The sequence below is a fragment of the Deltaproteobacteria bacterium genome, from assembly GCA_021737785.1.
Classification (GTDB): domain Bacteria; phylum Desulfobacterota; class DSM-4660; order Desulfatiglandales; family Desulfatiglandaceae; genus AUK324.
This window is the reverse complement of sequence record JAIPDI010000019.1, coordinates 11,116-24,233: the sequence shown is the minus strand read 5'-3', so window position 1 is coordinate 24,233 and position 13,118 is coordinate 11,116. Positions and strand designations below refer to the sequence as shown.

Genomic DNA, 13,118 nt, shown 5'->3' with positions numbered 1-13,118 from the left:
ATCCTGTTTATTGGCTTTTAAGATTCTCCCAAGGCTTTCGCTCTTCCACAGGCTATTTCTGCAAACCCGGTGCCAATGAGGAAGATTATGTGCCAAGTAACTGGTTTCGCATGGGGTTATCATTGTTGCCCCGGAAAATATGTCGGGAGCATGAAATACATTTTTGTAGATTGTCAGGGTATGATAGAACAGAAATGTCGTTTTGTGTGATGCCCCATTGTTCAAAAAGAGAACCGTTAGGTTCCTTCTTATCCGTATCACACGCCGGAGTCTTTCACTTCCACCATAAATTCAAAATTCATAAGTCTCAATTTCTAAAGCGGATATCCGCAACCAATCCCGCCCAGGGCGGGACTCACACAGAGACACAGAGCACACAAAGGTTTTTTTTGTAAATAAACGGGAACATGCCCTTTTCTCTGTGTTCTTTGTGGCTCCGTGTGAGTCTATAAAATAAGGCGTACTGAGATACAAACAGATTTTCTTGTTGTTTGTTACAGGGTTATTGGAAATAAGGTACTAGGCTTTAAGGGCCTATTCCACGGTCACGCTCTTTGCCAGATTTCTCGGTTTGTCGATGTCGCGATTGAGGAACTTGGCGCAATAATAGGCCAGGAGCTGGCAGGGGACAACCGTCAGGATGGGGTTCAGAAAATCGAGGGTCGAGGGGATCTCGATCACGTCGTCCGCGATATCTCTCACCTTGTCATCCCCCTCTGTGGCGATGGCGATCACCGGACCCTTGCGGCTCTTGATCTCATGGATATTGCTGAGCATCTTTTCGTGCATCTCGTCCTGGGGGATGATGGCGACCGTAGGCATCTCGGGGTTGATCAAGGCAATGGGGCCGTGCTTCATCTCCCCCGCTGCATACCCTTCTGCATGGATATAGGAGACCTCTTTGAGCTTCAAGGCACCTTCCAGCGCAATGGGATAGTTATATTTCCTCCCCAAAAAGAGCCAATTGGTGCAGTGGCAGTACTTCTCTGAAATGGCCTCGATATGGTTGGCCTGGGCCAGCACCTTCTGTATCAAACCGGGAAGGGCCTCCAGGGCCCGGATGGCCTGGACCCCTTCGGTCAGAGAAAGATTCTGATGACGGCCCAACAGAAGGGCCAGGAGGGTCAGAATGGTCAATTGCGAGGTGAAATTCTTGGTGGAGGCCACGCCGATTTCAGGCCCGGCGTGATTGTAGATGCCGGCCTCTGTTTCCCTGGAAATGGAACTCCCCACCACATTGATCACCCCGAGGAGACGGGCCCCCTTCCGCTTGGCCTCCTTGATGGCTGCAAGCGTGTCGGCGGTCTCTCCTGACTGGCTGATGGCTACAATGAAGGTGTTGGGCGGGAAGTTGAGCTTCCGGTAGCGAAACTCCGAGCCAAGACCCACCTCCGTATCGATCTCGGTCAGACGCTCAAAGATATATTTTCCCACACTGGCGGCATAATAGGAGGTCCCGCAGGCCACCAGGACCATGTGCCGCGATTCCTTGAGGCTCTCCCAGACCGGCATGATCCCCCCCAGCTTCGGGACCCCCTCTCCCGGCTCCAGCCTCCCCCGGATGGCATTCTCCAGGGCCGCCGGCTGTTCATAGATCTCCTTGAGCATGAAATGGGGGAAGCCGTTCAGCTCCGCGTCCTCTGCCCGCCACTCCACGGTCTCGGTGTGCCGCTGGACCGGTTTGGCCTGGGCCGTGGAGATGGAAAATCCATCGGCCGTCACGGTGGCCAGTTCATTTTCCTCTAAGTGGACCACCTTGTTGGTGTAGCGCACCATGGCCGCCACATCCGAGGCCACGAAATGCCCGTCGTCGCTGACGCCGATGATCAGCGGGCTCCCCCGCCGGGCCACCACGATCTGCCCCGGGGTCTGCCGGTGAATCACGCCGATCCCGAAGGTCCCCTCCACCTGGGCCATGGTTTTTCGGACCGCATCCCCGAGATCGCCGTCGAAATGGCGCGCGATCAGGTGGGCCAGGACCTCGGTATCGGTCTCAGACCTGAATACAGTCCCTTCCCCTTCCAGTTTCTTTTTGAGAACATGATAGTTTTCAATGATCCCATTATGAATGACAAATATGTTATCATCCCGATCCCGCTGGGGGTGTGCATTCTCCTCCGAAGGCCTCCCGTGGGTGGCCCATCGGGTATGGGCTATCCCGGCCGTACCTTTCATCTCCAGGCCGTTCACCTTGTGGGCCAACTCCACGATCTTTCCCACCGCCCGCTCCCAGTGGATGGTCTCACCCTCCTGAACAGCCAGACCCGCAGAATCATACCCCCGATATTCGAGCCGCTTCAATCCTTCCAGCAATATCGGTTTTGCCGGTTTTTGCCCCACGTAACACACGATCCCACACATGCCAGATTCTCCTTAATTCGGGTTGTTGGTAAAAGATACGACTATAATCCATTTGCAGATGGATATACAACTCAAAACCCGATATTTTTCGTGGATCTCAGAGGTTAATGCGCCGTTCGGTGTCGGCATCAAAAAAGTGCAGCCGCTTGGAATCAAAGGTCAACGTCATGGTCGCGCCAGGCTCCGGCAGCGGCCTCGGCAGGGTGCGCAGGACGATTTCTTTCCCTGCATGAGACAGATTGAGGAAAATCTCATTGCCGACCGGCTCGACCACCTCCAATACAGCCGTTATGCGCGGCCTTGCAACCGGGGTATCTCCATCCGCCGGCTGCAGATCCTCGGGCCTCAGACCTATGGCTACTGCACGATCGCGGTACGACCCCACCGCCTGAGGCGCAATTCCCAGGGGCATGATCTCACCGTCGCCGAGGTCCAGATGCGGCTCCTCCGCAACTTTCAAATAGCCTCGAAAGATGTTCATGGCCGGGCTGCCGAGAAAGCCGGCCACAAAAAGGTTTTCCGGACGTTGGTACAGGACCATGGGGGTGTCGATCTGCTGGATCTCCCCTCCCTTTAGCACGACGATGCGCTGACCCAGGGTCATGGCTTCGATCTGATCGTGGGTGACGTAGATCATGGTGGCGCCCAGTTTCCGATGGAGCCGGGCGATCTCCACACGCATGGAAAGCCGCAGCTTGGCATCGAGATTGGAAAGCGGTTCGTCAAGAAGGAAAACGCTGGGTTCGCGCACGAGGGCACGGCCCAATGCCACGCGCTGGCGCTGGCCCCCGGAAAGTCGCGCGGGCCGGCTCTCCAGGACCTCTTCAAGCCCCAGCATGGCCGCTACTCCGGCCACCCGCCTTTGTATTTCCACCCGCGACAGCCTACGAAGCTTCAGACCAAAGGCCAGGTTTTCAGCCACACTCATGTGGGGGTATAACGCATAACTCTGAAATACCATGGCAATGTCCCTGTCTTTGGGCGCCACGTGGTTGACCAGGCGGTCTCCGATGAATACCTTTCCCCGGGAGACCGTCTCCAGACCCGCAATTATACGCAGCAGCGTGCTCTTGCCGCAGCCGGACGGGCCCACCAAGGCCAGGAACTCGCCATCGGCCACTTCAAAAGTCGCGCCGGCCACGGCCACATGCCCATTATCATAAACTTTTCGAATCTCTTCCAGACGAACACCCGCCATCAATTCCTCCGATTTACAATCAAAATAATTTACGCATGATAACACATATTGCAAACCCTGAAACCATTTGCTAACCTGTATCCTGGCAGTGCCTGAACGAAAACCCCGTTCAGGCACTATTGAATATTCAAGAATTGAGAAGTGAAAATTGATGGAACAAATTTTACATTAACAGAAACTTCTTCTCATAGTTCACTGTTTCTTGATTTTTCGGGTTTCCGTTCGGGTACCAACTATTCAACACCCCAAAAGGGTTTTTTCAATGAACAAGACCATACAGTCCCCTGACGATTTCCTATGGGGCTGTGCCTTGGAAAAAGACCCGCACGCGCTAACCGATACGGCGCCAACTTTTCCGCATGGTGTCCCGCAAGGCGGGATTGCAACCAAAGATTCTAAGGTCTAAAGCTCTGGACAACCGCGGCGGCGGGCCAAATCCCGAGATCGCGAGAAGATCATGATCGCACAGCCCTTTTCTATTAGAAAATCCACTCTGAGTTGCTTCCTGTGATCTTGAACCTCTTCTCATATTTCACTGTTTCTTGATTTTCCGGGTTTCCGTTCGGGTACCAGGTATAAAATTCATTGGCAGGCAGATGTACTAACCAAAGCCTGGTATTTCCATCTGCAACTCTGAAACGAAAGGGGTCAGACCATGCCTACAGGGGCCTGCGGAATCAACTGCGATGTGTGCAAACTGCGTCTTTTGGGGCTCTGCTCCACCTGCGGCCCGGGGAAGAGTCCGGAAGCGCAGAAAAAGCTTGCGGCCCAGAAGGCCGTCTTCGGGGGGACCTGCACCATCCTGGCCTGTGCAGTCATGAACCGGATCGACTACTGTTTGAGGGACTGCCATGCCTTTCCCTGCGAGAACTTCAGCGCCGGGCCTTATCCGTTCAGCGAGGCATTTTTATCCATGCAGGACCGCCGGTTGGACAGCGCGGCGCCCCCCCTGGATCATAACGACAGACCGATCCGGGTGCCCGCGGAGTATTGGGAGACGCTGAGGGCCAGGGATACGAATAATCTCCTCAATCTGACCCTGTTTCGGGCTCACCCCTCCGGGGGGCTGGTTTTTCATTTTCTAAATGAAGATATTCTGGTGGACATGGAGAATGCGTGTCTGAAAAGGGAGACCGCGGATGGGTGGAGATCGATGCAGGATCCCCTCCTCGAACTCATTACCCTCCTCTACCTCAATCAGGTGGCCTCTCTTTATCCCCTGGGGAGGGACATGGTGAGTGCCAAGGACCTCAAACAGGCCCACTACTTCAAAGGCCGGCATGAATTGAGGCTTGGTCCCTTGCTGGAAAGATATGGCGAGGATTTGCCCGGGTTTGCATCGGCGGCCGCCTATTGCGAAGGCCGGCCCCTTGACATGGCCGATGCGGCCTACCGCTTCCTCCCCTTTCCGAGGGTCCCTCTTTATTACCTCCTCTGGAAAGGGGATGCGGAATTTGAGCCCAAAATCTCGGTCTTGTTTGACCGCTCTATTGAAGAGTGCTTCTCAGCTTCCGGCATCTGGGGACTGGTCAATCTGGTCTCCTTCGCCCTCCTCAAGGGACCGCGAAGGAAGTTTGACCAGTGAGTGAAGTTTGGCGCCCTGACGTTTCGTGCGGCAGGTATATCCACATTTCTTAGAGCCAGGCCACACAAGATTTTGTGCCTGTCGGAAAGGGCCCCGGAATTATAGACATGAGACTATGTAAGGCATATCTCACGTTTTCCTACCCCGATTTTTTTGAGATTTCCAGATCTGTCAGTGTTTCAGACAGCTGTACAAGGAATCATATCGCCAACTTCGCTAAAGTCACCGGGATCGCAGATTTTTGAAGTTGATTATATTTTGGGATTTCCGGCTGAATATCTATCAGACGCGAAATGGAAAACAGACCAATTACGAGTTCCTGCAAAGGCGATTTTTCTTGACTTATGTGGACTTTTGTCTTTTGATTATTCTGCAATAATTCTCACCAACCATTCGACCTCTATCAGTGAGGTTAACGGTGATACATCTCCTCAAGATCCCCACACCTGAACCCTGACAGGATGAGATTATCCTGTCGGGGGACACACAGATACTGCCAAACAAAGCCAAACTAATCGTGAGATGAGGACGAAAAGCCACAGGTTTTGATACCTGCTGTTACAGATCCTCATTTGGGGCATTCTCTCTCCTCAGGATTAGTATGGGTCCGAATTGCGATCCAAGCGGACATCAAGCAACTCATTGAGGTCCGAACAGTGTCATCTTTGAACAGGGTTTTGAAATTGTCCAGACCATAAGGAGAAAAATGATGAAAATGAAAGCCTACCTATTTGATCTATCGGTCGCAGTACTTGCGCTTGGTAGCATAGTCATTGCTTCGCCCGTCCTAGGTGGGTCAACCAGCGTTACTACGGACGGAATAAAGTTTCCCGATGGACCATTCAATCTACGGCATGGATTACTTCGGGGAGTAACATTTACTATAATAATGGCAATGTCGGCATCGGGACTGGAAGTCCTTCATCACCCCTTCATATTCATACCAGGGTTACCTGGCCAGTCCTCCCAATAATATCAGAGAACAGTGTTGATGGAACTACCAGTGCTGGCATGATTATGAGAAAATCGAGAGGAACCCCTGCCTCAAAGGCAATAGTGAACTTTGGTGATTGCTTAGGTTCGGTCAACTTCGCTGGGTATGATGGCGAAAACTACAGAATCGCAGCTACGATTGGTGCTTGGGTTGCTGGCACGCCAAGTTCCGGAAGTGTACCTGGAATGATTGCTTTTTTTACCAGTGATGGCACATACGACAGCAATGGTCTTGGCGCGGAAAGAATGAGGATTAATAGCTTCGGCAATGTCGGCATCGGAATGTCGGGTCCGGCTGCGAGAATTCATATTAGAGGGTCGGGAAAAAATGATGCGAAAGTATTGATTGACGCAATGGAAGGTGATTTTCCAAGTGTTAATTTCTTTAACAACAATTCACAGATAGGCGTTGTAGGATGGTATAGGGCTGACGATGCGATGAAGTTTTTGTACGACACAACACTATCCAGCGCAAATGGGATAACGTTGAAACCAAACGGCAACATCGGTATCGGAATAACGAGTCCTTCCTACAAGCTTCATGTTAACGGCAATGCCGCGGGTACAAGCTGGACCAATATCTGTTCAAGGGAATACAAGGAAGACATTCGGAAGGTTGATACGGCTGCCTATCCGATGATGCTGGCCAAACTGGTGGATATGGAACTTGCGACCTATAAATACAAGAAAGAGTATGGCGGCGATGGAGACACTAAATTGGGATTTATAGCCGAGGACATGCCTGAGGAGGTTCTTTCAAAAGACGGCAAAGGGGTTGATCTCTACGAGTTGCTTGCTCTGACAATCGGCGCTGTTAAGGCCCATCAAAAGGAAACGGATGAGCTCAAGGCTGAAAATGATGCGCTGAGGCAGGAGATCCGGCAGATTAAGGCGGCGCTGGGAATGTAGAGGGGTAGCGGGTTATCCTGAATCGGATCAAATTCATATGGGAAGGGACGGGGGTTCGAGTCCGATTATTCTGATGTAGTAGGCAAGAATCCGGGACTACTGAGCCTTGACATGCCACTCAGGTATATGGGATTATTACCAATTCCAGGTATTAGCCACGTAGGTGCCACATCCTCGAAGCTTGAGGGGTCGTGAAACACCACCAGATGTTGGTGCGCCACGAAGGTGCAAATTACCAGCGGGTGAAAGTCCCGTCCGGGAAATTGTCGGTACATCCCGGTAGCTACCCAGGCAGTGATGGAGGGAGACCTCGTTGCTGAAGCCCTGGGGACAAATGTAAACTTTTAGGTTGCAGCAACCTGACAGGCCGTAACGCGAGTGAACCTTGAGCAGGCCTCGAAAGTACAGTCGTGGAAGCCGACCCGCCCAATATTCGGGGAAGGCCGCTGTGGGATAGGGAAGTAACCGTCAAATGCACCTGTTCCGATCCACCGGGGTAATGAGGGCAGGATGTCAGGAAGGTAATTTGGGCAACGTGGGAGGCCCGTCCCGGGCGCGGGGTAGCGACCCGTAACGAAGCTTTAGGTTTCGGCCTGAGCGGGAGTCGGAGAGGGACATAGTACCGGTGAAGCCCCGGAAACGGGATGGAGGGAAGGTCCCTTACTTCTGGTGTGCTTTTGAAGGAGATGAGAAAGGGTGATTGGTGATGAGCCTGAAAACACCTGAAAAGATTCGAACTTTCCAGAGAAAGCTTTATCTCAAGGCGAAGGAGGAGCCGGATTTTCGGTTTTACCTGCTCTATGACAAGATCTATCGGGAGGACATCCTCTGGCACGCTTACCGCTTGGCTAAAGCCAATGGGGGAGGAGCTGGTGTTGATGGCATCACCTTCGAAATGGTCGAATCAAAGGGTGTGGAGGGGTGGTTATCCGGGATCGGAGAGGAGTTAAAGGCAAAGGCATACAAACCGCAGCCGGTGCGGCGCGTTATGATCCCAAAGCCCGGTGGAGGATATCGCCCTTTAGGGATTCCTACCATACGGGATCGGGTGATTCAGACAGCGGCCAAACTGGTGATCGAACCAATTTTTGAAGCGGACTTGGAGCCCAACGTTTATGGGTATCGGCCCAAGCGCAGCGCATTAGATGCGATCCAAGAGGTTCACGAGCTATTGTGCCAAGGCTACACCGACGTTGTTGATGCGGATCTGTCAAAATACTTCGATACGATTCCACATAACGACCTTATGCAGTGCGTAGCCCGCAGGATTGTAGATTGTAACATCCTGCATCTGATCAAACTTTGGCTGAAAGCTCCGGTACAAGAGCAGGATAGAAATGGCCGAGGTAAAATGTCAGGTGGACGAAAGAACAAGCTCGGCACCCCGCAGGGAGGCGTTATCAGCCCTCTGATGGCGAATCTCTACATGAATCGCTTTCTAAAGCACTGGCGAATAAGTAGGTGCCATATCCTATGCGGATGACTTCGTTATATTGAGTCGAGGACGGGCCAGGCAATCCCTGCAATGGACGCAAGGCGTCATGGAAAAGCTGGGCCTCAGACTCAACGAGGACAAAACGGTGGTAAGAGATGCTCAAAAAGAGCAATTTGACTTTCTGGGTTACACCTTTGGGTCCGTGTATTTTAAGAAAACGGGGAAACCGTATATGGGAGCCAGCCCTTCAAAGAAAAGTATAGGACGTCTAAAGCAGAAGGTAAGGGGGATTCTTAGACCAGGTGAAAAAGGGGCATGGCCAGATGTGCGTACAAGGCTAAATGCGCTTTTGCGAGGCTGGTTCACTTACTTCTGTTATGGGACGACACAGATCACGAGCCGTGCAGTGGAGCGGAATGTCTATAACCGCGTGAGACTCTTTCTGGTCGATCGGCATAAGTTGCGTTTGCAAGGCATCCATCGATTTCCGTCAGAAAAGGTATTTGGCGAGCTTGGTGTTCTTTTGCCAAGATCGATGATCACAGCCGCCCGACGTGTGCCTTGAGGTGAATCCAGTCGGAAAGCCGTGTGCGGGAGATCCGCATGCACGGTTTGATGAGCGGGGATGGGAAACGGGGCTATATGCTACCGCGCCCATCTTCGACTCTACTGATCACTGGCCACGACAGGGTAAGCCGGTTGTGTGTGAATCTCTAATCTTAACCCTTTTCAGCCTTCTTCTCAATCTTTCCTACCGCAGCTCCGCACACCATACAGTGACGTCATGGCGCTATTAACCCGGAGACAAGCACGCGGCTCCGGCAGGCAGGGGGCTGAAGTCGCCTGTATATCACCGTATCCACAAGGTCGAAACCGGGCTTTTGCCGCGAGTCGCTCCATGGGTTGGGTATGGACATCGTGGCATTTCTCGGGCAGTTATGCTCCGGCGTATCCGCCAGGATCAGAGGTCGGAAGTCAGGTCTCGGAGGTCGGAAAAACCCCCCCAATCCCTGAATCCCTGGATTCCTCAATCCCTCAATTCCTCAGCTCTCCCGTCTCCCCATCCCAGCATCCCGGTATCAAGTATCCAGTATCCAGTATCCAGCATCGAGCATCCAGCATCCAGCTACCAGTCATACTCCTCCCGTTCAATGACCGTGGCCACGCCCTGGCCCCCGCCCACACAGGCATTGGCGCACCCGTAACGTCCCTTCTTTTCGTTGAGGATGCGGGCAAGGGTCCCCACCAGGCGGATGCCGGTGGCCCCCAGGGCATGACCGATGGCCGTGCCGCCCCCCATCACATTGACCTTTTCAGGATCGATGCCGAGTTCCTTCATGGCATTCAGGGCCACGATGCAGAAGGCCTCGTTGATCTCCCAGTAGTCCATATCTGTGGGCGTCATGGCGATTTTATCGAGGGCCATCCGGCTGGCAGGCACCGGTCCTGCGCCCATGATGGTGGGATCCACGCCGGCATACCCGACGGAGCGGATGGTCGCAAGGGGCTTTATTCCCTTTTTCCTGGCCGTCTCCTTGGACATGAGCACCATGGAGGTGGCCGCGGCATTGAGCGGAGAGGAGTTTCCCGGAGTAATCACCCCATCTTTCTTGAAGGCAGGTCTGAGACCGGCCATCCCTTCCAGGGTCGCGTCGTGTCGCACCGCCTGGTCTTTGTCAACGGTGAGGGTGGTGCCGTCGGCCTGTTCCGCCTCGATGGGGAGTATCTCGTCCTTGAAAAAACCATTTGCCTGTGCCTGGGAGGCCAGTTGGTGGGACCGAACGCCCCATCGATCCATGTCTTCCTTGGTAAAATCGGTCTGGGCAAAGAGCTTTTCTGCGGTGAGCCCCATATTGAGGGTCGTCATCATGTCCCAGTGCTGATAGGAAGGATCCAGAAAGAGAGCCATATTGGGGGCTATCAGCCCGCGGTCCGATGTGTACCCGCCCATCGGGATGCGAGTCATGTGTTCATAGCCCGCCGTGAAGACGATGTCGGAAAATCCCATGGCGATCTCCATGAATCCTACATGGATGCAGGCCATGGAGGATCCGCACTGCTGATCCAGAAACTTGGCCGGAATGGTCTCGGGGAGATTGCCCAGAAAAACGGGGAACCTTCCGCCATAGGCCCACTGTTCCCCCACCGCTGTGGCGCAGCCCACCAGAAAATCATCTATTTCCCTGGGCTCGATGCCGGTTCTCCGGATGAGCTCCGGAATCAGTTTGGCCAGGAGTTCATCGCCCCGCATTTTGCAGAACCAGTCCCTGGCCGGATCGTTCGGCCGGGAACGCGACTGGGCCGTTCTCAAATATCCTGCAATCACAACGTCTTTCATGTGAAGTCCTCCTCTATGGGATTTGTGATTGTTGATTTGCGATTGTTGATTTGTCCCGCCCCTATTCTTCATTATTCACTTTTCACTCGTCAATCTTCATTCCTCGGGATAAAAGGCCTTTCCGGAGGCCGCCATCTCCTTCAAAAGATCGGCGGGCCTGAACCGGGACCCGTATTGCTTTTCCAATGCCAGGAGAGTCTCATAGACCTTGGGTATCCCCCATGTGTCGGCATACCTGAGGATGCCGCCGCGATAGGGGGGGAATCCGGTGCCGTAAATCATGGCCAGGTCCATGTCCTGGGGCCGGTCGCAGATCCCTTCCTGGATCATGGTTGCGGCTTCATTGATGGCATTGGCCAGCATGAGGTCCACAATGTCCTGCCGGGAGATCTTTTTCGGGGAGATGTTGTTTTCCTTCAAGTATTTCGCAATCACATCCGCAACTTTCTTATTGGGGACCGGCGTTTCGCCGCTGTAATCCAAGTAACCGGCCCCGGTTTTGCGGCCGTAACACCCGGTCTTATAGATCGCCTCGGTAAGGGGATGGACCCTGTAGCGCTCTCCCAGACGTTTTTCAAAGGTCTTGTTGACATGGTAATTGATGTCGATGCCCGTGAGATCGGCCAGGGCGGCCGGACCCATCGGCATGCCGAAATCCACCATGGCGGCCTCGATCTCGGCCCCGTCCACGCCGTCTGCAACGAGATAGACGGACCCCCCAAAGAGGCCGCCCAATTGCCGGGAGACATAAAAGCCGGGACCGTCATTCACTACAATGGGGACCTTCTTGATGGCACGGGCAAAGGCGACCGCCGTGGCCAGGGTCTGGTCGGATGTTTTTTTGGCGCAGATGATCTCGAGGAGCTGCATGCGATGGGCCGGATTGAAGAAATGGAGTCCGATCATCCGGCCCGGTTCCTTGAGCACTTCGGCCATCTCGGTGATGGGAAGCGCCGAGGTGTTGGTGGCGAATACGGCATGTGCCGGGCAGATCCCATCCAGTTGCTTCCAGATGCCCTGCTTCACCTCCATATCTTCCAGCACGGCCTCTATGACGAGGTCTACGTCCTTCAGATCGGCCAGGGAGGTGGTGGTCGTGAGCTGTTGCCGGAGTTTTTGGTCAAGGTCGGCCGGCGTCATCTTTTTTTTCTTGATAGGATAAGCAAATGTCTTTCGAACAGCCGCCAGCCCCTTCCGGAGGGCCTCATCGCTGATATCCCACAGGATAGTCTCCAACCCGCCCTGCAGGAGGAGATGGACGATCCCTGATCCCATGACCCCGCCCCCCAGCATGGCCGCCTTCTTGATCCGGGCGGGTTGGACGCCCGCAATTCTGGGGAGATTCCCGGCGGCCCGGGTATTGAGAAAGATGTTGATGAGGTTTTTGGCGACATCGGATACGGCGCAGCCGGAGAAGAGGGCCACCTCTTTTTCGATGTCCTTGTCGATATCGAATCCAAGACCCTGCTCAAGGGCGTCGATAGCCTTAAACGGCGCAATATAGCCCCTGGCCTTCTGGGCGGTCATGACCCGTGCATAATTGAGGACCGCGCTCTTTTCCGCGGCGCTGGGAAGCCTGTGATTCACGTTGCGGGTCATCCGCATCCTAAGATTCAGTTCTCCGGAAACGAACCGGCGGGCCGCTTTCAAGGCGGCATCGAGAAGACTCTCCGTCGGAACTACCTCGTCCACCAGACCCCTTGACCAGGCCTGCCGGGCCTTGATGGGGTTGCCTGCAGTAATCATCTCCAGGGCATTGGGAAGTCCTATGAGCCTGGGAAGCCGCTGGGTGCCCCCGGCCCCGGGGATGAGTCCGATCTGCACCTCGGGCTGCCCCAGGTTCACCCCGTCGGCCGCCACACGGTAGTGACATGCCATGGCGGTCTCCAGGCCTCCTCCCAGGCAGTTGCCGTTGATGGCGGCGATAAACGGCTTGGGACCGGTCTCGATGCTGCTGAGAAAACGGGCCCCCTGGAGCGCCGCCGCCATCACGTCCTCGCGGTGTTTGACGAGTTTGAGCTGGGTGATGTCGGCCCCGGCAATAAAGTTCTTGCCCGTGCCTGTCAGCACCACGGCCTTCACCCCTTCTTCCGCCCAGGCCCAGGAGACCGCTGCGGCAAAGTCCGTCATCATCTGGGGCGACATCTGATTCACAGGGGGGTTGTTGATGGTGAGAACGGCGATGTTGTCTTCCCTGTCCACCTTGATGGTCTGAAAATCTGTCTTCATTTCATCCATCTCCTCATAGAATTTAGAATCTTTGATGGTAACTTCTCTGCACCGTGCGGAGAAGTTGGCG

Annotated in this window: 6 protein-coding genes and 1 pseudogene; 3 read left to right on the top strand and 4 right to left on the bottom strand. The window is 54.1% G+C overall.

The annotated features are described in order from the left end of the window. Positions 1-534: 534 nt before the first annotated feature. Positions 535-2,361: a glutamine--fructose-6-phosphate transaminase (isomerizing) gene (gene glmS, locus K9N21_10955; GenBank protein MCF8144426.1), complete on the bottom strand. Its 1,827-nt coding sequence runs from the start codon at positions 2,359-2,361 to the stop codon at positions 535-537. Positions 2,362-2,458: 97 nt separating this feature from the next. Further along, a complete protein-coding gene (gene ugpC, locus K9N21_10950; GenBank protein ID MCF8144425.1) occupies positions 2,459-3,559 on the bottom strand; it encodes a sn-glycerol-3-phosphate ABC transporter ATP-binding protein UgpC in 1,101 nt (366 codons plus the stop codon). A 655-nt stretch (positions 3,560-4,214) separates the two neighbouring features. On the opposite strand from ugpC, the gene K9N21_10945 reads away from it, so the two are divergent. The 3 genes and pseudogenes from K9N21_10945 to ltrA all read left to right on the top strand — a co-directional run bounded on the left by K9N21_10945 (position 4,215) and on the right by ltrA (position 9,046). Further along, a complete protein-coding gene (locus tag K9N21_10945; GenBank protein ID MCF8144424.1) occupies positions 4,215-5,144 on the top strand; it encodes a DUF3786 domain-containing protein in 930 nt (309 codons plus the stop codon). Positions 5,145-6,155: 1,011 nt separating this feature from the next. After that, positions 6,156-7,046 (top strand): tail fiber domain-containing protein, encoded by an 891-nt coding sequence (locus K9N21_10940; protein ID MCF8144423.1) that lies wholly within the window; start codon positions 6,156-6,158, stop codon positions 7,044-7,046. A gap of 706 nt (positions 7,047-7,752) precedes the next feature. Then, positions 7,753-9,046, top strand: a pseudogene (ltrA, locus tag K9N21_10935) (group II intron reverse transcriptase/maturase). A 561-nt stretch (positions 9,047-9,607) separates the two neighbouring features. Here ltrA and K9N21_10930 read toward each other — a convergent pair. Next, positions 9,608-10,819, bottom strand: a complete 1,212-nt coding sequence (locus K9N21_10930; GenBank protein MCF8144422.1) for an acetyl-CoA C-acetyltransferase — start codon at positions 10,817-10,819, stop codon at positions 9,608-9,610. Between the two features lie 96 nt (positions 10,820-10,915). Then, complete coding sequence (locus tag K9N21_10925) at positions 10,916-13,048, bottom strand: enoyl-CoA hydratase/isomerase family protein (protein ID MCF8144421.1); 2,133 nt, start codon at positions 13,046-13,048, stop codon at positions 10,916-10,918. Between the last annotated feature and the right edge of the window lie 70 nt (positions 13,049-13,118).